The sequence below is a fragment of the Bacillus sp. B2-WWTP-C-10-Post-4 genome (assembly GCF_009183805.1).
Classification (GTDB): Bacteria; Bacillota; Bacilli; order Bacillales; family Bacillaceae_G; genus Bacillus_A; species Bacillus_A cereus.
On the sequence record NZ_WEII01000024.1, the window covers coordinates 23758 to 46745 of the forward strand.

Below are 22988 nucleotides of genomic sequence, written 5' to 3' on the forward strand. Positions count from 1 at the left end.
CCATTTGTAAATATAAGAGATTCACTGTTCATTTACTTCATATGCAACTCTAACTCCAGACTCAATTGCCCCTTGCATCCATCCATGTGTTAATGTCGTATGCTCTCCTGCAAAGTGTACTTTTCCAGATGGTGGTGTAATATACGGAAATAACTCGAGCTCTTGGCCTGGTTCGAAAGCTGTAAATGCACCGCAAGAATACGGATTTTTACTCCAGCTAAAAGATGTTCCAGTGACAAACTCACTATAGACGATGTCACCGTATATTTCCGCTAAATTTTTTAATGCGTAACGAATACGATCTCTTTGCGGGAGACTATCCCATGTTAACGCCTCATCTGCCCACGTATAACTTGCTATAACGATAGCTGGTCCTGGAGTATGAATGCCATAACTCGGATAGTATGTAAAACGTATCGGTAAATCAGTAATAGATTTACCTCCACACTGTCCCGCTTTCTCCCAAAATCTACTTTTAAACTCTATTGCAATTTTAGTTGCAGCAATATAATTTAATTCACGAATTGCTCTTTTTTTAAAATAAGAGAATAAATAGTATGGCTGAACTTCTACAAACCTTAACGCTGAAAATGGAATTGTAATAATAGCAAAATCACTTGTTATTGTAAATTGCTCTAACGTTTGTTCATGATTTCCTTGTAACATTACTTTATTATCTTCTTGTATAATTTTATCAACCTTATACTGCATTAAAATATGTTCCCTTAATTGTGGTAAAAATGCATTCGATAACTTATCCATTCCACCAGTTATTTCATAATATTTCGTTGTTGAAGTAAAGAAAATCATTTCACGTAATACTTCAATTAAGGACATTCCCATATAAGCTTCCATATCAAGAAGTACCCCAATCATATCTATTGCACCATCTGAATAATACTCCATTAAAAATGAACCAAGCGAATACGTTTTATACTTTTTTTCAACGATAAGCCAGTTTTTATCAGGATCCTTCTTAATATAATTTAGTATTGGTTCTAATACCTCAATCATTAGCTCTTCTGCCGTTTTTCCTCTTTCTTTATCCAAAACCGGATATTCAAGTACACTTGGATCATTTTCAAACACATTCAATCTCGTTTGAATGTTATTCGTATAAATGATATCTGCAAAAGTTTTATTTATAAAAAGGTTTAAAGGTAGTTTAAATTTATGAATATACGCTAAGGTTAACTTATGGGTGTCAGGGATTCTCATCGGTCCCGCATTAAAATATAAACCCACACTAAATGGTTCCCGAATCGTATACACTCTGCCACCTATTCTGTTATTTGCTTCTATAATCGTTACTTCGTGCCCAGCCTCTTTTAATAAAGACCCTGCAACTAATCCAGAAATCCCTGCACCTGCAATCGTAATCCGTTTTGGGTTATTCTTTTTAACAAGCCCTGTATGAATAATATGAAGCATTTCTTCCATTGTTAATGGGTTCCCCATACCATTTCCCCTTTTACAAAGGATTTTACTGAATTATATTCGGTTCACTGAATTCCTATGTTTTGTTCGCAGATTTGCACGGATACATTTTCAAATACTTGAATATCTTTTATAAAATGTAATAAACTAGATATGACTCTATAGAAGTAAGACGTATTATCTTACATAACAAAACCAATGAAATTGCGAGGAATTTTGAAATGAAAAAAGGTATTAACCGTGTTGTATTAGTAGGAACAGGAGCAGTTGGATGTAGTTATGCTTACTGCATGATTAACCAAGCCGTAGCTGAAGAATTTGTTTTAGTCGATGTAAATGAAGCAAAAGCTGAAGGGGAAGCAATGGATTTAAGTCATGCTGTTCCATTCGCCCCAGCTCCAACTAGAGTATGGAAAGGCAGCTACGAAGATTGTAAAGATGCTGACCTTGTAGTTATTACAGCTGGATTACCACAAAAGCCAGGCGAAACACGTTTAGATTTAGTTGAGAAAAACGCTAAAATCTTTAAACAAATCGTTCGCAGTATTATGGATAGCGGATTTGATGGCATCTTCTTAATCGCAACAAACCCTGTAGATATTTTAACTTATGTAACTTGGAAAGAATCTGGTTTACCGAAAGAACGTGTAATCGGTTCTGGTACAACGCTTGATTCTGCTCGTTTCCGCTATATGTTAGGTGAGTACTTCGATATTGGTCCACACAACATTCACGCTTATATTATCGGAGAACACGGCGATACTGAACTTCCAGTTTGGAGCCATGTTTCCGTTGGTATCCAAAAACTACAAACACTGCTTGAAAAAGACAACACGTATAATCAAGAAGATTTAGACAAAATTTTCATAAACGTCCGTGATGCAGCTTACCATATTATTGAGCGTAAAGGCGCAACTTATTATGGTATCGGTATGTCACTTCTACGTGTTACAAAAGCAATTTTAAACGACGAAAATAGTGTATTAACTGTGTCAGCTTACTTAGAAGGTCAATACGGTCAAAAAGATGTTTATATCGGGGTACCTGCTGTTTTAAATCGCGGCGGTGTTCGTGAAATTTTAGAGGTTGAATTAAGTGAAGATGAAGAATTAAAATTCGACCACTCTGTTCAAGTATTGAAAGAAACAATGGCTCCGGTTCTTTAATTAAGATAAAAAGCAATCCAATTTATTTTGGATTGCTTTTTATTTTCATTATCTCCTATGACTTTTTAGTGATTTTCTATCATTTCTTATTTTTTAGTCGCATCCTCATTATTTATATCAAGTACATCTAATAAAAAGATAAAGATTGGTATCCCGATAATAAGCCCCCATATTCCGAGGAAATGCTCTGAGAAGATAAGAATCATAAATGTGTAGAATATTGGTAAATTTGTTTTTGCAGACATAAACTTCGGATTTAAAAAATAACTTTCAAGAGCATGGATTACTGTTATGAATACGAGTATGTATACTACGTACATAACTCCGCCTACGTTGTAAGCAATGATACAAAGTGGAAACAAAGAAATAATCACACCTGCAACAGGAATCAACCCTAGTAAGAAAATCATAACAGCTAATACAAGTAGCTGTGGAAATCCTAAAACGATTAATGCAATGACAGTAAGAATACAATTTACAACGGCAATTAAAAACTGAGCCTCAATTACTTTGCCGAACGATCTTGCAAATCTTTCACCAAAATATGCAATTTCCTCATAAAAGATTTTTAACTTACTATCTTTAAACTTAGATGTAAATGTAATAATACGCTCTTTTTCTAATAAGAAAAATAAGCTTAAAATTAGAGATAATAATATTTGTAAACTTACCTTCCCTATATTTGCTATCGATTGATAGATGACATCTACACCTTGTTCTATATATTTTGATACTTCCATCCCATTAATTGTCGAAAGTGCATATTTAACGATTTCATTATCAGGTGGATTTTGAAAAAATAGTTTAAACTGATAAATTAATTGTGAAATTTGTATCGTCAGCACAGGTAAATATTTATATAACGTTGTGCCTATAAAGGAAACCAATATTATATATAAACATGCAATAACAATTTTCCGGTTTACTTTCAATTTTCTTGAAATAAAACGTTGAAATCGATCCATTAAAAACGTCAGTATAAACGTAATTAATATTAAATTAATCATACTTTTTAATGCGTATAATACAAGCGCTACTATTATTAAAACGAGAAACCGTTGAAACCCTCTACTTCGAAAAAAACTCTTTACTTCATTCATTAAGAATTAACCTCCCCCTTCAATGGATGGAAATTGAATATATTACATCTTATGAACTGCTATAGACAATCTTTCTTACTAATTGAGAAGAATCCTTTTTTTCTTTTCATATTGTTAGATTCCAGTTATTTTTCATATAATCTTTTATAAACTAGGTAATTTTCTATTTTTAGACTGCTGTTCATACACATATCCAATATTGAAAAGCTCTTTTTCACCAAACTGTTTCCCTACAAACACTACACCGATTGGTTCTCCATTTTTATCATATCCAGCAGGAACCGCTAATTCCGGATAACCAGCTACAGCTGATAGAAGAACTTCATCGTTATTAATCATAACTAGAGCATCCAAACCTTTTTCTACTAAATACCTATCTAGCTCTTTTCTTGCATTTTCTTGACTCGTTTGCACTACGTTTTCAAACTCTTCTTTCGTTATAACAGATTTTTCAGACCCTTCAATTAATGTTTGTCCGTATTTTATTCGTCTTTTACTATCCTTTTTATTAAACGCTATAATCTCTTCTAACGATTTTACCGGTACATTCTTTTGCTGTGAAAGATAGTCGTTTACATTATGCTTGAACTCATATTCTAATGTTTGCAAATTATCTACACCCTCAGCACTTAACTGGATATTATCAGTTAATATCGCACCTGCATCTTGAAGGTCTTTTCTAATTTTTTCTGCTACTGCTTTTCTATTTTCATCTTGTTGGTCTACAGAAAAAAGAAGCCCTATCTTTTTCCCTTTTAATCCATCTATCGATAAATCCTTTGTATAATCAATTCTTTCTTTATCTTTCATTTTTTCTGTCATAACATCTTTTTCGTCATAACCTATCATTGCATTAAATAATGTTGCTGCATCTTTTACCGTTCTTGCCATAGGTCCTGCTGTATCAAGAGTTTCAGCTAACGGAATAATTCCTGTTCTGCTTACCATACCTAAAGATGGACGTAACCCAACTACTGATTGCTGCGCCGCGGGTGCAACAATCGATCCCGTCGTTTCTGTTCCAATTGCAAGCGGTGCAAAATCTGCTGCAACTACTGTAGCAGATCCTGAACTTGATCCTGAAGTATCGAATGTAATCGGACCGTACGGGTTTAAATTTTGTCCTTTCTTCCCGCTATACCCACTTGGCATTGTAAAAGATAAATAGTTCGCCCACTCAGACATATTCGCTTTTCCTAAAACAAATGCTCCTTCTTCTTTCAACTGCTTCACAATTGTTGCGTCTTGATCTGCAATCCAATCTTTTAATACATAAGTTCCTGCACTAGTCGGCATCACTTTTTCCGTCTGTACATTATCTTTTACAACGACAGGAATACCATATAAATTCGAATTTTTGTTTCTACCCCGCTCTTGATCTAACTTTCTTGCTTCTTCCATCGCATTAGGATTTATCTCTGTAACAGAATTTAATGTTATTCCATTTTGATCATGTTCTTGTATTCTAAAGAGATAAATACTCGTTAATTCTTCATATGACAACTTTCCATCATCAATCATTTTTTGAAGCTCATCTACAGTCGCATTTACGACTTCTTTTTCTTTTATCTTTACATTTTCTATATTGATTCCTTTAAGCTGATTATGTATCGGTTGTAGCACTCTTTCTTTATCATATACAATACGCTCAGGTTCCTTTGGAAAATAATTTTTATACACGTAATATCCACCAGCACACGCTAATAAGACAATGCCTCCAGTGATAGACAGCGTTACCTTTACCCATTTCTTCATGTTGCTTCCTCCACTCTATAAGATGCTTAGCTATACAAAAAAGAGAGTTACCTTTTACTTAACTCTCTCCAATCAAAATGCTAAATGAAAAAATGAAAGATTTCAATCTAATTACTTCTTTTTTTGCATTTGCTTTGCTAACATTTCTTTCACTTGATTATACGTTAACCCTGAATTTTTATTTAAACGCTTTACTTCCTCAACATCAGTACCTACCACTGTATATTTTTTCTCATCATTCATTTTTCTAATTCCCTTCTCACCGTATTATTTCTTATATTTCTTCCCTAAATACGCATAAATTAACACCACTACAAAAAAGGAAGCTGTTTTTAAGCACAGCTTCCTTCTCGTTACATATTGTATTTCTTAATAAAATTTCACTACATCTTCAGTAGGTAAGAACGTTCTTTCTGCTGGTTGTTCGTTTGGTTCACCAAATGGCATTTGACCTACTAAGCTCCACTCTGCCGGAATGTTCCAAGTTTCTTTCACTTCAGCATCTACGATTGGGTTGTAATGTTGTAATGACGCTCCAATTCCTTCAGCAGATAATAGCATCCACACAGTATGTTGTAACATCGCATTTCCTTGATGAGACCAGAATGGGAACTGATCTTTATATAATGGCGCATTTTCTTGCATTTTTTCTACAGTTGCTTGATCTTCAAAGAATAGAACTGTTCCTACACCTGCATGGAAGCCTTTTAGTCTTTCTACAGTCGCTTCAAAGTTTTCTGCTGGTACGCGGGCTCTTAGTGTTTCTTTAACGATATCCCAAAACTTTTCATGCTCTCCATCCATTAATACAACCATACGACCACTTTGCATATTGAAAGATGTTGGTGCGTGTAAAGCTATTTTTAACACTTCTTCAATTCTTTCTTTCGTAATTGCATCGTTTTTTGCTACTTTACGAATTGAACGGCGGTTCACGATTGCTTCTTTTAAGTTTGTTGTAGTTGCTGACATTTTAATTCCTCCAAATGTTTGTTTTATAATTTATTTTGTTATTTCATAACAAGCGAATTAGCAATATCCATCGGTATTACATTGCATACCTTCAAATGAATTTGTTTTATCCTTTTCAATTTCTTTATCAATGACCCTTTCTAGTGTTTCTTTACTAGCAAGCCCTTGAATGACTTCATCTCCAATCATGACAGTTGGAACAGCCATAATATTCGCTTCATCATATGCGTGTTGAATTGCTTCTTGATGCTTTTCTTTATATTTACGAGTTACTAAAGCATCTTTAAATTCCGCCTCAGGAAGTCCTACTTCTACCGCTAATTTTGTTAACACATCAATATCTTCAATGTTTTGCTCTTCTTGGAAAAATGCTGTGAATACGCGGTGATGATACTCATTACCTAGTCCACGTTCTTTTGCAAATTGACATCCTTCGAAAGCTAAATGTGTATATGGATGTGGTGAAACACGTGGCAAGCGCATATCAATTCCTAACTTCTTCGCTGTCGGAAGAATGAAAGCATCCCATGAACCTAATTTTTCTGGTTCATTCCATGGATCTATTTTTGAATATGGACTTGGACGTAATTCAAATGGCATCCATTCAATCTCTACATCTTTCTCTTTCGCTAACTCATCTAATGGACCTTTTGCTAAAAAACAAAACGGACATATAAAATCTGAGTATACTTTCATTTTTACAGTCATAACTTTTACACCTTACCTTTATCGTTGTAATCAAATCAGTTACATTAATGACAAAAAAATATAAATATGATTTAAGCATTCATTTTTTCTTGCAAAGTTTCAAACAACTGCCCCATTGTAATATTTCTCAAAACTTCTTCCATCGCGGATTGTGCTTGAATTAAAATGATTTCTAACACCGCTTGAATATTCGCCCCAATTGGACAATCTGGATTCGGTTTCTCGTGAATATGAAATAGCTTGTCTTCTTCGACTACGTTCACTGCATGATACACATCTAACAATGTGATTTCATGTAAATCCTTTAGTAATCCCGCGCCACCCGGTCCACGATTTACGTAAACAAAGCCAGCTTGTTTCAAGTACGACATGATTTTACGAATGACTACTGGATTTGTATTGACACTCTCAGCCATATAGTCTGAAGTACAAAGTGAAGATGGATTGTTTTTCAAAATAGATAAAATATGAACAGCTATGGAAAAGCGGCTACTAATTTTCATCGTAATCACCACCTCGATGTAATCATTATAGTTACAACTGAAAAATAAGTCAATCCTTTTCATAGATTTTTTATAAGTAAATTAAAAAGTGTCCCATTATGATATATGAGACACCTCTTTTTATTCTGCAAATAGCGATTGAAATTCTTCAATAAATAGCTGCACAGCGATTGAAGAATCCTTTAATGAAGGAACAGCTAAAGCAATTTCTCTCCATACTTGTGGTTCCAATTCTCTCGTTTGCACATTTTTTGGTAAATTCGTTAAAGATAATTCAGCTAATATTGCAATGCCTAATCCTTCTTGAATCATATTTAAAGCTGTAGTAACTGTCGAAATTACATACTCAGCCCGAAGTGGTACGTTTGCTTGTTTAAACATATCAATAATAGGTGGTTCGTATCCGCCCTTACATAATATGATTGGTTCATTCTCTAAATCACTAATTGTAATAGAGTCCTTCTTACAGAGAGGATGATCCTCTCTTAAGATAGCAACCATTTTCCCCTTCGTTAATGGAACAATCTCCATATCTTTATTAGGCAAAATAACAATTCCTATATCAATAACCCTCGATACTAACCAATCTTCAACTTCTTTAATCGTTCCTTCACAAAGAACCACTTCTAATTTCGGATACTTCTCCTTAAAAAGGTTTATCATTTTGGGTAAGAAATGTGCAGAAGCACTCGGAAAACTACCAATTCGAATCGTCCCAACTTCGTGTCCTTTCTCCATCGCAACTTCTTGTTCAATCTTCTCTACACCGTTCAAAATCTCTCTAATATGTACAAGAATCCTGTTTCCTACATCCGTAACGAGGAGCCCTTTTCGTTTATCACGTATAAGAATAGTAACTCCTAACTCTGACTCAATACTTGAAATCGCATGACTAACAGCTGGCTGCGTCATATTTAATACCCTGGCAGCTTTCGTAAAACTACCTAACTCAACAGTTTTTATTAATACTTGCAGTTGTGTAATGGTCATAACTAATCACTTATACTCCTCATAAAAAAGATTCATTTTATTTATTACAGTCGATATCATATCATAGTGAAATGAATAACAACAAGGAGGTCTTTCAGTGACACAGCTTTCTCGAACTAAGACGGCCATCATCCTTACCTTTCTCGTTTTCATGTGGGGAATCAATTGGCCTTTATCAAAGTTTGCCCTGCATTATACACCACCTGTTTTATTTGCAGGCGTTCGAACTTTAATTGGAGGATTCATTTTACTCCTGTTCGCATTACCGAAATACAAAGAGTTACATTTAAAAGAAACGTGGCATTTATACGTTATTTCTTCTTTACTTAACATCATTATATTTTACGGATTACAAACTGTCGGCCTTCAATATATGCCTGCTGGGTTATTTTCCGCCATTGTATTTCTACAACCAGTTTTACTCGGTATTTTCTCGTGGATATGGCTTGAAGAATCAATGTACGGCTTGAAAATTTTCGGGCTTGTTCTCGGATTTATTGGTGTAGGTGTTATTAGCTCTAGCAGTTTAACAGGACATATTTCTATCATTGGAATCCTTCTCGCGTTAGGATGCGCTATCGGCTGGGCACTTGGCACAGTATTTATTAAGAAGACTGGTCACCGTGTTAATGCCATTTGGATGGTAACACTTCAGCTTATTATTGGTGGCCTTTGCTTAATTGGATTTGGTTCAGAGTTTGAAAGCTGGTCTAGTATCGCTTGGAGTATGCCATTTGTTAGCGTACTTCTCTTTATTTCATTCTTTGTTATTGCAATGGGGTGGCTTGCATACTTCACACTTGTTGGAGCTGGTGAAGCAAGTAAAGTTGGGGCTTATACATTCCTCATTCCACTAATAGCTATTATTGTAAGTTCAATTTTCTTACATGAGGCTATTACCATTAGCTTATTCACCGGACTATTATTTATTGTTGTGAGTATTTGTTTTGTAAATATAAAACCGAAAACACTTGCTGTAAGGCAGCAAGTTGAATTGAAATAAACGTAAGAAAGAGCCTACTGTTTGTAGGCTCTTTCTTACGTCTTACTTTTTACGACGTACTACAAAAACACACGCACCAACCGACGATACAATCGCCAAAATAGATAAGACAATCGCTATTACTTGCATATTACTAGTACCTTCATTCTTTTCTACACTAGACACTTCACCATGTTCTCCTGTTAATGACGTACCTTTTGCAATTGTAGTAAGTGAATGCGGTTTTTCAGCTTTTTCATCACCTGTCCATTCAACAATTTCTCCATCTTTATATTGTTGATATGCGTCCCAAGCTATTTTTTGCTCTTTATCCGGATTTTTAGCGACGAAAGTAAATCGCTGGAACTGACCTGTTAAAATTCCTTCCCCTGTCGCTTCCCATACTACAGTTTTAACTTTTCCGGCATTATCTTTTTGCTCCTCAGCTTTCCATCCTGGCACTGGTTCATACTGTTGGAACTCCACTCCAGACGGTATTTTCAGTGTAACTTTTGTCGTTGCTACATTTTTTTCAACTGGTACTTTTATTGTATAAGTCTCCCAAGAACCAACGTCAGAAGTTGCTGGTTTTACAGTGACGTGCGCACTAACAGGTAACGAAAACATTCCCATTGCAATAATTGTTGCGATCATTGTTGTTCCTAATTTTTTTATACGTTTCATTTTCTATTTACTCCTTTTCATCTATAACATCTGTTTATCCTGCTACTCGCTAGCAGCATGATTGGTAAAATTTTATCTGCCACCTACAATAAATTTAAAATCTGTATCGAAACTATCAAGAGATTTTGTTAATCCATGAACATGTATATTCCAGTTTCCTGTCATGTTAATATACATACCTTCTGCTTCATATTCTCCTGGTGAAACTACTGAAACTTTAAATGAACCTTTTCCCATGTTCATATCTAATGATTGAGTCGTCAATATCATTTGTTCCATATCAGTAACAAGCTGTCCCTTTTCGTCCTTTAGTGTAATATGGAATTTATTTTGTCCTACCTTATTCGGACTTACATTTAGCGTAAGTTCATATCCATTATCTAATTGCTTACTCTCTGTAAATGGTCCAGTAGGAGGCATCGGTGGTGTTTGTACGTTTGTCATAAAAGCTACGATTACGAAAATGATAATTCCAATGACAAACTCTACTTTCACCGTAGCTCCTAATCCTTGCTGCGCTCGCATTCTCCCTTTCATATAATGAATAATTCCCAATATCCCCATGAAAATGAATAAAAGTATCTTTGTTAATAAAGCCAATCCATACTTCGTATCAAATAACGAGTGGATTGTTGGAATAAAAAATGTACTGTTAAAAAGGCCTGTTATTAAAATCACGATGACAGCACCTGTTGCCCACGGTGAAAAACGCTTAATCATATCCCAATACATATGCCACTTGTTATCCTCTTTACGTAAAAGAAGAATAATAGATGATAAACCACCAACCCATAATGAAGCTGCGAATAAATGTAGAAAATCCATAACGACAGCAATGTCTTTAAACTTTAAACCGTATGCGTGACTATTAAAGGCCTTCATAACAAGTAACCCTATAAACAATAGTATTGGAATGCTCCATACTTTAAACGATGAAAACTTCTCATGCTTCATCGCAAAATACGTAACAATTATAAGCAAACTAATAAGAACCATTTGGGTAATCCATACATATCCAAAAACAGAAAGCTGTAACGTTTCTTTTAATAGTAAAGGATCGAATGCTTCTAGCCATGAAACATCAGCATTTATTTTCGCTTGCAATGGTAGATTGAATAACAAGCTAATAAATATCCCAAATAAGGAGATCCATATTATGTTCTTACTCCTTGATCGAACCGAGGTTGCATTCCCTTTATACATAATAAGATTAAAGAAGAGAACTCCTAAAAATAGCGAGAAACTTGTATATAAAATTCCACGTTCCATAATCATATCGATTTGCGGGACATACCCCATCTCTTCCACTTGTATATCGTCTGTTCCCGCTTCCGCTAATCCAATACGGAATGGAATAACCCCTTGAATTGGATGCCCATCAGCTGAAATAGCTTTCCACTGAATAGAGTAGAGACCATTTTTGAGATTTTCTTTTAATCCGGCTTCTAATAGTTTTTTATTTTTTTTATCAATATGAGCATCTTTTAAATCGACCCTTTTACCTGATGTATCTCTCACGTACAATGTATTAAAACTTGAAACTTGTATGTCCTCATCGAATTCGATTTTCACAACAGATGGTGCTCTCTTCAACGTTTCATTTTCCATAGGGTTTGATTTCACAACGTACGCATGAGCAGATGCACTTTGCGGTATCAATATGATAAGCGCACACACAAGTAATAGCCATGTCCCTAATCTTCTCATTACTTTCACACTCATTTCACTTCTTTCTTCCTCATTGCTCTATTTTCATTACTTTAACTTCCGAAGTTTGATTCTCGGGCGAAATATTAACCTGATTAAATATAAACTTCTAGAAAGTATAACTCTTTATTTCTCTTCCACCTTTAAACTTCTAATACGATAGTAACTATCACGATAGATACAACTTACAATTTTAAAGTAGATTGTTATTATATCATAAAATATATTAATGTAAGTTCTTGAAGAAGAAAAGTTATCGTGAATCATTTGTGAAGAAAATGTGAAATACATAAATAAAAAGGTGTTACGTTATTACGTAACACCTTTTTAAAAATACCCTTCTTCTATTTCTCTTCCGGATAATCACAATACTCGATAATCGTTCCTTCTGTATCCGCTGGGTTAAGATAAATTAACCTTCTACCGTGCTTATTAATGCGCAGTGTATGCTCTAACGTTCGAATTCCTTGTTCTTTCAATTCCTCTAAAGCTACATCTAAATCATCTACTCGATACGCAACATGATGTACACCTTTACCTTTTTGTTTTATAAATCGGGCAATTGGTGAAGTGGTGTTATTTGTCGGCGCAAGTAATTCAATTCTATCTCCATCCACTTCAAGAATGGCTACTTCGCTTTCTACACCTGGTGCCTCACTTACGTAACGATCTATTAATTCTCCTGATAGAACCTGTTCATAAAAACGTATGGTACTATCTATATCACGAACTGCGATTCCGATATGATCAATTGTTTTTTTCATTTTATTTCCCCTACTACTTTATTTTTTCTCATTATTAATAGTAACAAAAAAAGTTATAGAAACAAGTTCTATAACTTTTTTATTTAACCTATTTTCTTATCCGCTCTAGTTGCTGGTTGAACTTGATTTTTTGCTTTTACAACGCTAATGCCATATCCGATAAATCCACCGATAATCGCTGGGAAGATCCAGCCTAATCCTACTTCCTGCATCGGAAGGAATTTAGTGAACACTTGGCTTACTACTTCAATGTTAACTCCAGCTGCACTTAATCCATCGAATAAGCTGATGATAAATGTTACGATTAAGCTCACTTGATAAACTTCAGCTCTTCCTTTGAATAATGAATGGAAGAATGTTAAGAAAATCAATACGATTGCTAGTGGATAAATTGCTGTTAATACTGGAACAGAAACTGCGATTAACTGTGTTAATCCTACGTTTGCAACAATTGCACTAAATACACATAGCGTGATTGCAATTGCTTTGTAAGGAACATTTGGGAATAACTTATGGAAGAATGAAGAACATGCTGATACAAGTCCCACACTAGTTGTTAAACAAGCTACTGTAATCATTAATCCTAATAATACTCCGCCATATGATCCGAAATAGTAGTTAGAAACTTTCGCTAATACTTCTCCGCCGTTTTCTAAATGTCCAAGCTTTGCAACACTTGAAGCACCCATATAAGAAAGAGCTGTATAGATAATTGCTAAAATAGATGCTGCAATTATTGTCGCTTTTGCACAAACGACCATAATTTGTGTTTTCGTTTTCGCACCTTTTTCTTTAATAGCATTGATGATGATAATCCCGAATACGAATGATGCAAGCGTATCCATCGTTAAGTATCCTTCTTGGAATCCTTTAAAGAATGCATGTGATGTATAAGCTTCCACTGGTGCTTGCATATCTCCAATCGGATGTATAAAAGCAACGATTACTAAAATACCGATGAAAGTCAACTTAATTGGCGTTAAAATTTTTCCAACAATATCGACAATTTTCGCGGGATTTAGCGAAAAAAAACAAGTGATGCTAAAGAATATAATTGTGAAAAGAATTAAAGGTGTAGAACCTACTCCCTCTGGCATAAACGGCTTAAGACCAATTTCATAAGATACATTTCCTGTTCTCGGTATTGCAAATAATGGACCGATCGCTAAGTATAAAACTGTTGTAAATACAATCCCGAACACTGGGTGAGCACGACTTGCTAATGACTGCAAATCATCTTTACCTGAAAAACCAAATGCTAGTACACCTAGTAATGGTAATCCAACACCAGTTACTAAAAATCCAGCGTTAGCAATCCATACATTCTCTCCAGCTGATTGACCAAGCATCGCTGGAAAAATTAAATTTCCCGCTCCAAAAAATAGTGCAAATAACATTAATCCAATAACTACTATGAACGAAAACGGTACTTTATTCGCCATAATATAACCCCCATTCAAGTTTCCTTATCTCATTTTCCAATTTTAACTAATTGAATTTTCTGAATATTTAATTTAAGTATCAACTATTCTTGAATTCATTATAGTTTGCTATATAATATTTTGCAATACTATTTTCGAACTTTTCTTTTATTTTATAAATATACATTTTTTAACATGAAAAATAGACTAAAAAACCAACATGGTCATCCATGTTGGTTTTTCCATTTACTATCATGAATTAAAATTTTGCTGCTACTTTTTTAACGTTTTCTAGACCTTCTTCAACAATTTGTTGTGAACGATCTGGATATTGATTGTGTCCTTCAATTACAACTGTCTCTGGATTTGTAATTCCCCAGAATCCAAGTACAGTTGTTACGTAATTAACTGCCATTTCCATAGGAGCCATTTGTTCTGAAGAGTAATCTGAACCACGAGCACCTAACACAACTACTTTCTTACCACCAACTAAACCTTCTGGACCATTTGCTGTATATTTAAACGTTTTTCCAGCTTGAGATAAGTATGAAATATATGTGATTAATGGTGCTGGTACTGTAAAGTTCCATAATGGGAATGCAAATACAACCTTATCAGCTTCTAAAAACTGATTTAAATATTGATCTACTGTAGCAACTGCCTTCTCCTCTTCAGCTGTTAACTCCATACCTTGGCTACGTTTATATCCACCTGAAATCGCGATATTTCCGTAATAAGGAAGATCTAATGCAAATAAATCTAATTCCGTAATTTCTGTATTTGGATTTGCTTCTTTATAAGTACTTACAAATGTTTCATACATTTTTGAACTAACTGCTTGCTCCGCTGGACGATCGTTTGCTTTTACAAATAATACTTTTGACATTTTTTTATTCCCCTCTACATTCTTATTTTCTTCTTTTTTACCAAATAATGAGCTAAATAGTCCCATTTTCTTCACCTAATCTTTCTTTTCATATTCATTATTCATCATCATAAAAATTCTTATTCTAAGAAAAAGTTCCAATAGATACCTTAAGTTACGCCATTGCAACTTTTTGTTATTTAATTACCTTATGTAAGCGATTGTAATATAGTAACTTACTTTAGTCAAGTAACTTTTAATAAAAAATAAAATCTCGACTTAAAAATATTAAGCGAGATACAATTGAACACCAAATACATCTTTATTACTTGTATAATAAACTTAGAGAGGAAAATTCATATATAGAAAGGATTTATTCATGAGCACTATAGAAAAGATTCAAACTTTTATTATTCTTTTTGCTGTTACATGCGGCATCGTACTCGGACAATTTAATATGATACATACGTATTCAGACAAATTTATTGTCCCCTTCTTATTTTTCATGCTATATGGATTATTCCTTAGCATCCCATTAAAAGAAATAAAAAAAGGATTTCGCAATTTAAAATTTGCTGGAACAAGTCTTACTATTAACTTCTTATGGACACCTTTACTCGCTTGGGGGTTAGGGGCACTATTTCTTTCCGATCATCCAGCACTTTGGGTTGGATTTATAATGTTAATGGTTACTCCATGTACAGATTGGTACTTAATCTTTACTGAAATAGCGAAAGGTAATGTAGCACTTTCTACTGCAATTTTACCTGTAAATTTAATTTTGCAAGTACTGCTCCTTCCCATTTATTTATTTTTATTTGCTGGTGTCATGAAAACTGTAGCGGTTTCTGTTTTAGTAGAAAGTATTGTTATCGTAATCGTCTTACCATTTATACTTGCACACGCTACAAAATTCATTATGAATAAAATGAAAAAAGCTGAACCTCTCGAGAATAAACTCATTCCGTTTTTTAGCTCTGCTCAAATTGTATTTTTAAGTTTAGCAATAGTAGCGATGTTTGCATCACAAGGTAAATATTTACTACAAAATATGAATGTTGTTTTATTATTACTCGTTCCTGTTCTATTGTTCTTCATCATCAATTTTTTACTAGGACAATTTATCGGGCGCATGATGCATTTATCTTACAAAGATACAGTAAGTCTAAGCTTAACAACGTTAGCAAGAAACTCACCTGTTGCACTCGCTATCGCTGTAACCGCTTTTCCAGACGAACCTCTTATCGCACTTGCACTCGTTATTGGACCATTGATTGAGTTACCGGTACTAGCTTGTGTGTCACAAGTTTTGTTGCTTATTAAGAAAAAACGACAATACACATAATAAAAAACGTCCCATTTTGGGACGTTTTTTATTATGGAAAGATTACATACAACACTTATTTCTTATTTATCATTACAAATGAAATTACCGAAACTACAAACATAATAATACCAATTATAATAAAGTGAAACTTTAATCATTGGGGGTTTTGTTCATCCCCCAATGATTATTAGCCCTCACCACTCCCGCATTAACAGATCCTTTCTAATTAAAAATGATAGGAAACGTAAATATAACGAAAGCTGCCCAAAGTCCGTATATTGGCAAATACTTCGTAACGGCATCTTGGATAGCTTTTGGTCCTGATTTGTTTTGCAAGAAACGCATATAGGAAAACATAATCCAAATGAGATTTGCCCAAATCAGTACATTTACTCCTAAAACAGCAAGTCTATTAGGCGTAATCCCGTAAGAAGAAAGTCTGAATACTATGGCTGACAATGCGACAGTGTCAATAATAAGTGCCAGAACAATTAAGGAAAAATTTATATAATCTGAAATGTTCTTTTTCTCGTCCGAGTCACTTTCAACGATAGAAAATATAGTAACAGCCAATACACCAAGGAGTATTCCGTTGAAAGCCATTAGGAAATTGCGATCCAAGAACGGATTTTTCCCGACCCAAATTACCGTTATAAGATAGATAAGCAACGTGATCAGGACGAGAGGACTAAAAATTTTAGATATGTATGGTGTAATATTTTTAGCAAGCCTAAGATTCATTGATACTAAGTATGTAGCCACAATAGCGAGAGCCGCTGCTCCAAATAAAATAACATTACTAAAATAGAATTCTCCTATATCTAAGTCAACAAAGCTAAATAAACGCATGGTGAATATTGCTAGTATCATTCCGCTCACTGCCATGCTCCCGTAGAGAAGACAATATTCTAAATTAAATTTAATATAGGCTAATCTTGTACTGCCTTTTGGATATTCATTTCCTGTAAATGCAAGCCCTACTAAGACCCATAAAAATATAGGAAGATGTAAATAAGCAAGTATGGTACTGTCTTTATAATTTATTGGCAATGTATTAAGATAAACCCCGGAAACTAGGAATAACGCTATAAGGGAATAAATAATACTTTTTTTCGGCTTATTATTGTAAACAAAATAAGCAGCAATAAAGGGAATTACACCAAAAGCCAAGTTTATTGGAGCAATTGCTTCCTGCTCAACAAAGTGGAAAATGATCCTGGTGCTTATGCCGGCCAAAATAGCTAAAAGGCCCATGAATAAGAAACCTTTTTGAAACAAAGATGTTTTTTCTTTATTTACTTTCTCCTTGAAATGCAACCTTTCATACCAAGCAGCTAGAACCTGGGAATCAGGGTTTTGGTCCCATGCTTGTGAGAATGCTTTTTTAAAAGCTTTCGGATCTTTTCTATACATCTTCTCCAACTCATGGGGGTTATCCATATGTTTAACAATCAAATTGTTAATATTCATAGTTATACCTCCTCTAATTTTAAAAATAAGGTTGTTACCTTTTAACAAAAGCACGTCACTCATTTATTATGATTTTAATACAAAATTTATCGTTTTACAATAAAAAATTATTATTTAAAGGATTTTTTTTATTGTTAAATTTTATATAAAAGAAAAAACAAAAGAGCATGACAGTTTTATGTCATGCTCTTTTAACAAATTAATTCTCAAATACAAAATTAATCTTATTATCTTTCCACTCTAATTTCGCATCAAACGTTTTCTCGCCCTTTTTAAAGCCTTTAATTAAATCAGTCTTTTCACCTTTTAAGAGCTTTGTCATATTCTTTTGCGAAATGGTTTTACTTAATATCTTCTTTGAAATGGTGAAATCACATTGCGTTGTATTATAGTTAGAACAACCGTAAAACGTTGACTTATCAATTACATCGCCATCACATTTTTTACAGCTACCAACCTTTTTACCCGTTGTAAATTTCGATCCTTTTCGTTCAATCGATTCAACATGTAGTCCCGTGAAATCCCACTTCTCAGACATTTCCACTGCGTCTTCAATAATTTTAGCTGATAGCTTTTTCGTCTGTTCCATAAATGTAGCTGGTGAAGCTGTACCTTCACCAATTTCCGCAAGACGTTGTTCCCATTTCGCAGTCATTTCCGGTGAAGCTAGTATTTTGTCACCAATTGCGGTAATTAATACTTTTCCTTTATCAGTCGCATACACTTGGTTTTTCTTTACATCTATATATTTACGGTCTTTCAGCATCGTAATAATACCCGCGCGGGTCGCTTCCGTACCTAAACCTTCTGTTTTCTTCAATACCTTCTCTAGCTCTTCATTCTCTAAATACTTACCGGCTGTTTTCATTAACGTAATAAGTTGTCCTTCTGTATAACGCTTCGGTGGCTGTGTTTTTCCTTCTTTCACTTTCACCTTTACAACTTTTCCTTCTTCACCTTCAGCTACAATTGGAAGAATGGTTTCGTCATCTTTATCGTCTTGGAAAATAACTTTACGCCAACCTTCTTGAATTTGCTGTTTTCCTTTTGAAATGAATTCAGCACGTTCATCTACAAGCGTAATGATTGTTGTATAGTCAAAGATTGCAACTTCATAATGAGCTGCAATAAGCCTTCTTACGATCATATCGTATATTTTCTTTTCATCACCTGATAATCTGCTTGGGTTTGTAACTTGCTCTGTCGGAATAATTGCGTAGTGATCTGTTACTTTCTTTTCATTCACATAACGCTTATTGTTCATAATGGATTCAATTGATGCCGGTAATAAGCCTTTATATTCATCAAACTGACTTAACTTCTGTAAAATATCAGGGAAAGTCGCTGCTTCTCCTTGAGTAACATAGTTAGAATCTGAACGTGGATAAGAAACAATCCCTTTTTGATAGAGTGCTTGCGTTATATCAAGCGTCTTTTTGGGTGAAAACTTAAAGGCTTTATTTGCCGTTGCTTGCAGTGATGATAAGTTGAATAAAAGCGGCGGCTGAAACTCTTTACGCTCCGTTTTCATTTCCTTCACAACAGCCGGTTTCCCTTGGCAAAATGCCGCAATTTTATTCGCCATATCAGGATCTTTTAAGCGGGATTCATTATCCTTCTCCCATTTCCCGTCATATTTCTTTCCTTCTATATTAAAGGTTGCAAACACTTCCCAGAAAGGCTCTGACTTAAAGTTTTCAATTTCTTTCTCACGCTTTACAATCAATGCTAACGTTGGTGTTTGGACACGACCAGCAGAAAATACATCATTCATTCCTTTTTTCTTTAGCAAAATACTAAACACACGTGATGCATTCATACCAACAACCCAGTCAGCACAAGATCTTGTGTATGCTTCGTAATACGTATTAATTGTATCTGATTCATCAAGTAAATTTTTAAACCCTTGATAAATAGCTTGCTTCGTTAAAGACGAAATCCATAGACGCTTCATCGGCTTTTGCACATTACAAAGATTAATAATATTTCGTACGATTAGTTCCCCTTCACGCCCAGCATCGCCTGCGTGAATAATTTCTGTTACCTGTGGATTATGTAACAGCTGTTTCACAACGTTAAATTGCTTATACTTTGACTTTGTTACTTCAAATTGAAAACGCTCTGGAATCATCGGTAATGTATTAAGTGACCATTTTTTCCACTCTGCGTGATAATGCTCTGGATTACATAACTGCGTCAAATGACCAATTGCCCATGTACAGTACGCTCCATTTGGAAATAACTCATTTGCTTCTACTTCTAAATATCCATCTTTCCGGCGATATTTAAACTGTGAAACAAGAGCCAACCCTTGATCTGGTTTCTCGGCAATAATTAATTTCATTTTATAACTCCCTATCTGTATTCCAGTGTTACTTTCATTGTCTATATGTTTAGAAGCGATGATAAAACAACAATCTTATTTATCATTCGCGGTTTGTCTCGCAAATGTGAGACCTATAATATTATACGCTTATTCTTTATGGCTTCACAATAGAAACTCATAATATAACAATTTCTTTCACATGCTTACAATTAAAAAAGACGCCCTAAAAAATCAAGCGTTCCTTTGCTTACATCTATGAAATTGTGCAGATAATATGCAGATATAAATTATCATAAGTACACATATGATGAAATGAACGATAGGACAAGGAGGTATCATAATGTTTGCTTATACGTTAACTACCTTAACACTTTGCTGTACCTCAATTCTTATTGCATCCAATATTTCTAAACGTAAGGGTACCCTAATGGAGTATATGGTATTTATTATGTCTTTTAGTATGAGTATCGGTTTAAGTATTGGTTTTTATTTAGGCATTCTCTTTAAGGGGGAATTACTATATTCTACTTTACTTGCTATTTTAATTAGTGGTTTTATCGGTTTTTTAGTGGGTCTACGTTTTCACCTATATACTGCTTTAGAAGGACTGTTCTCTGGATTAATGGCAAGTATGATGGGAGCAATGATTACAGAAATGTTAAACGCTCAACAAGCTCATAGTATATTGTTCATTAGCCTTTTACTTACTATAACGATTACTATGTCCTGTGTGATTCAATTGTTATCGGAGAACTTTTCTACTTTTATCCAACGTCGTTTTTTGTTATTACTTTCAATTAGTGTAGTAATTATCGTTGCCGTATTCGCGACATTCCCAGATCATACTCCTGCACCTTCACCTGGGCATACTCAACATATAAATTAGTACTTGCAACAAAAATGAATAAGCAGCTATCCATAGGATAACTGCTTCCTATTATTCTGGCTTATTAGGAATGTTTTGGTTTGGAACATAGTCAGATTTATAATCTGTATAGTTCACTTCCGTTACCATCCCTGCTGAAGCATGATGTAGGTCGTGACAGTGGAACATCCACTCACCGGGATTGTCTGCTACAAAGGCTACTTCATATTCTTCTCCTGGTTTTAAGTTCAATGTATCTTTTACAATTGGAGAACCTTCTATCGGTTTTCCATCTTTACTCAACACCTGGAAGAAGTGACCATGTAAATGCATTGGGTGATCATCCATTTTAGAAGGATTTACCAATTTCACTTTTACTAAATCACCCTTTTTCACTTGAATTGGGTCAATATCCGGAAATACCTTTCCGTTAATTGTATATACCATTTCATTTTCATTCATTTGCGTATTTAAGTCCATATTATATGTGGCAGTATACTCTTGATTTAACGTGAAACTACCTAATTTTTTAGCACCATATTTCGTCATATCTAATTTCGCTAATTTTCCCTTTTCATCTGCTTTATCTTTCATCTCTTTGCTGCCATCATACTCAATAACAGCTTTCATTCCTTTTGCACTTTTATTTTTTGAATGGTCCTCAACATACCACTTCCCAGGATTATTAGCAGTAAATTCAATATCATAACGTTCACCCGGTGCGATTGAAATTACTTTATCCTTTATAACTTTTGGATTGTTTATTGGTTGACCATCTGTCGCAATTACTTTTATATCATGACCGTGAACATGTATATCATGTGATAGATAACCAGCATTAACAAGTCGAAGACGAACTTTATCTCCCTTATTCACTTTCAATGGCACTACTAAATCACCGCTTTTTCCATTGATTGTGAATAAATCATACATACTCATATCATGACCTTCCATCTTCATATTTCCATGGTCCATTCCTGCCATATTGCCAGAGTCTTTTTGATCACTGCCCATGTCCATACCAGAATGATCCATGCCGTTCTTATCATCATTCTTTTTCGTATTTTCATCACCTTTAGATTTATTACCTATTTGCCCTTTTGTCATTTCTTTTAACTGCTTTTTAATTTCTTCTTTATCTGTAACCCATTCATCCAACAGTAATGTGTAATCTTTATCATATTTTTCCTTTGTATCCTCTACAATGAGCGCTCCATACAAACCTCTATCTAATTGATTTACAGAATCTTGATGCGAGTGATACCAGTACGTTCCTGGTACGTTCGCTTCAAATTCGTAAGTGAAACTTTTTCCTGGGTCAACTGCATCTTGTGTCACGCCCGGAATTCCATCCATGTTATTTGGGACAGGATATCCATGCCAATGAATAGATACTGGTGCAGATAATTCATTTTTTAATGTCACTTTCACCTTTTCACCTTTTTTCACCCGAATTTCTGGACCAGGAGATGAGCCATTAAATGTCCAGACTGGAACAATAACACCGTTACTTAATTTTTGCTTTTCTTCTTTCGCTATTAAAGTAACTTCTGGCCCTTTTTCAACCTTCAATGGTGTTGTAGCTGTTTCAGTCTGTAGTGTTTTGTTATCATTCATATTTTTATGATCATTTGTTGTATTTGTCGTCACAGAACAGGCAGCAATTAAAAATATTACAGAGACAGTAACGGCTGCTAATACAACTCGCTTCATGGACAATCCCTCCTTATTCTTTTTCAAAATCATTATAGAAGTTGATTTTCAAGAAAATAAGGAGATGTAATTAGATCTTACGTAAGCTAATTGGAAAATTACTAAAAGCGGAGACATTACAAGAGACGAATATTTTAGTAATACAAAATGCTTTCCTTGTAGCGACTATATTAGCCGTTCTCGTATTTGTTTTGACGTTATTTCTTAAGAAACAATAACACTGCTATTATTAA

20 protein-coding genes are annotated in these 22988 nt (G+C 34.4%); 4 read left to right on the top strand and 16 right to left on the bottom strand.

Annotated elements, in window-relative coordinates:
• Positions 1-21 precede the first annotated feature (21 nt).
• Positions 22-1458, bottom strand: a complete 1437-nt coding sequence (locus GBN78_RS12500) for a flavin monoamine oxidase family protein (RefSeq protein WP_152127443.1) — start codon at positions 1456-1458, stop codon at positions 22-24.
• Between the two features lie 200 nt (positions 1459-1658).
• Here GBN78_RS12500 and GBN78_RS12505 point away from each other — a divergent pair, with 200 nt between their 5' ends.
• On the top strand, positions 1659-2603 hold the full coding sequence (locus GBN78_RS12505; protein WP_000715321.1) for an L-lactate dehydrogenase: 945 nt from the start codon (positions 1659-1661) through the stop codon (positions 2601-2603).
• Between the two features lie 86 nt (positions 2604-2689).
• Here GBN78_RS12505 and GBN78_RS12510 read toward each other — a convergent pair whose 3' ends face one another.
• From GBN78_RS12510 to GBN78_RS12535, 7 genes are all read right to left on the bottom strand, one after another.
• Positions 2690-3703 carry an AI-2E family transporter gene (locus GBN78_RS12510; RefSeq protein WP_001006597.1) on the bottom strand — a complete coding sequence of 338 codons (1014 nt, stop codon included), beginning with the start codon at positions 3701-3703 and terminating at the stop codon, positions 2690-2692.
• A 144-nt stretch (positions 3704-3847) separates the two neighbouring features.
• On the bottom strand, positions 3848-5458 hold the full coding sequence (locus GBN78_RS12515; protein ID WP_097855749.1) for an amidase family protein: 1611 nt from the start codon (positions 5456-5458) through the stop codon (positions 3848-3850).
• 111 nt (positions 5459-5569) lie between these two features.
• Positions 5570-5701, bottom strand: coding sequence for a hypothetical protein (locus GBN78_RS30875; protein ID WP_000997344.1), 132 nt, complete (start codon positions 5699-5701; stop codon positions 5570-5572).
• A 126-nt stretch (positions 5702-5827) separates the two neighbouring features.
• Complete coding sequence (locus GBN78_RS12520; RefSeq protein ID WP_069605405.1) at positions 5828-6430, bottom strand: nitroreductase family protein; 603 nt, start codon at positions 6428-6430, stop codon at positions 5828-5830.
• A 57-nt stretch (positions 6431-6487) separates the two neighbouring features.
• On the bottom strand, positions 6488-7138 hold the full coding sequence (locus GBN78_RS12525; RefSeq protein ID WP_152127444.1) for a DsbA family oxidoreductase: 651 nt from the start codon (positions 7136-7138) through the stop codon (positions 6488-6490).
• A gap of 71 nt (positions 7139-7209) precedes the next feature.
• The gene (locus GBN78_RS12530) at positions 7210-7641 is read right to left on the bottom strand and encodes an Rrf2 family transcriptional regulator (RefSeq protein ID WP_069605406.1); all 432 of its coding nucleotides are present in this window, start codon (positions 7639-7641) and stop codon (positions 7210-7212) included.
• Positions 7642-7761: 120 nt separating this feature from the next.
• A complete protein-coding gene (locus GBN78_RS12535) occupies positions 7762-8631 on the bottom strand; it encodes a LysR family transcriptional regulator (RefSeq protein WP_000156771.1) in 870 nt (289 codons plus the stop codon).
• 97 nt (positions 8632-8728) lie between these two features.
• Here GBN78_RS12535 and GBN78_RS12540 point away from each other — a divergent pair, with 97 nt between their 5' ends.
• Positions 8729-9634 carry a DMT family transporter gene (locus GBN78_RS12540; protein ID WP_152127445.1) on the top strand — a complete coding sequence of 302 codons (906 nt, stop codon included), beginning with the start codon at positions 8729-8731 and terminating at the stop codon, positions 9632-9634.
• A 42-nt stretch (positions 9635-9676) separates the two neighbouring features.
• Here GBN78_RS12540 and GBN78_RS12545 read toward each other — a convergent pair whose 3' ends face one another.
• From GBN78_RS12545 to GBN78_RS12570, 5 genes are all read right to left on the bottom strand, one after another.
• Positions 9677-10297 (bottom strand): YcnI family copper-binding membrane protein, encoded by a 621-nt coding sequence (locus tag GBN78_RS12545; protein ID WP_152127446.1) that lies wholly within the window; start codon positions 10295-10297, stop codon positions 9677-9679.
• A gap of 72 nt (positions 10298-10369) precedes the next feature.
• Positions 10370-12019 carry a copper resistance CopC/CopD family protein gene (locus tag GBN78_RS12550; RefSeq protein ID WP_152127447.1) on the bottom strand — a complete coding sequence of 550 codons (1650 nt, stop codon included), beginning with the start codon at positions 12017-12019 and terminating at the stop codon, positions 10370-10372.
• Between the two features lie 329 nt (positions 12020-12348).
• A complete protein-coding gene (locus tag GBN78_RS12560) occupies positions 12349-12768 on the bottom strand; it encodes a VOC family protein (RefSeq protein ID WP_000750855.1) in 420 nt (139 codons plus the stop codon).
• A gap of 83 nt (positions 12769-12851) precedes the next feature.
• Positions 12852-14210 carry a branched-chain amino acid transport system II carrier protein gene (gene brnQ, locus GBN78_RS12565; protein WP_001284785.1) on the bottom strand — a complete coding sequence of 453 codons (1359 nt, stop codon included), beginning with the start codon at positions 14208-14210 and terminating at the stop codon, positions 12852-12854.
• A gap of 238 nt (positions 14211-14448) precedes the next feature.
• On the bottom strand, positions 14449-15141 hold the full coding sequence (locus tag GBN78_RS12570) for an FMN-dependent NADH-azoreductase (RefSeq protein ID WP_000522502.1): 693 nt from the start codon (positions 15139-15141) through the stop codon (positions 14449-14451).
• A 292-nt stretch (positions 15142-15433) separates the two neighbouring features.
• Here GBN78_RS12570 and GBN78_RS12575 point away from each other — a divergent pair, with 292 nt between their 5' ends.
• Positions 15434-16399, top strand: coding sequence for an arsenic resistance protein (locus tag GBN78_RS12575; protein ID WP_030025084.1), 966 nt, complete (start codon positions 15434-15436; stop codon positions 16397-16399).
• Between the two features lie 204 nt (positions 16400-16603).
• Here GBN78_RS12575 and GBN78_RS12580 read toward each other — a convergent pair whose 3' ends face one another.
• Positions 16604-17851 (bottom strand): DUF4153 domain-containing protein, encoded by a 1248-nt coding sequence (locus GBN78_RS12580; RefSeq protein WP_152127448.1) that lies wholly within the window; start codon positions 17849-17851, stop codon positions 16604-16606.
• Positions 17852-18050: 199 nt separating this feature from the next.
• Positions 18051-20195, bottom strand: a complete 2145-nt coding sequence (topB, locus tag GBN78_RS12585) for a DNA topoisomerase III (protein ID WP_152127449.1) — start codon at positions 20193-20195, stop codon at positions 18051-18053.
• A gap of 322 nt (positions 20196-20517) precedes the next feature.
• Here topB and GBN78_RS12595 point away from each other — a divergent pair, with 322 nt between their 5' ends.
• Positions 20518-21063, top strand: coding sequence for a hypothetical protein (locus GBN78_RS12595; protein WP_152127450.1), 546 nt, complete (start codon positions 20518-20520; stop codon positions 21061-21063).
• A 51-nt stretch (positions 21064-21114) separates the two neighbouring features.
• On the opposite strand, the gene GBN78_RS12600 is transcribed toward GBN78_RS12595, so the two are convergent.
• Positions 21115-22755 (bottom strand): multicopper oxidase family protein, encoded by a 1641-nt coding sequence (locus GBN78_RS12600; protein WP_152127451.1) that lies wholly within the window; start codon positions 22753-22755, stop codon positions 21115-21117.
• Positions 22756-22988 lie beyond the last annotated feature (233 nt).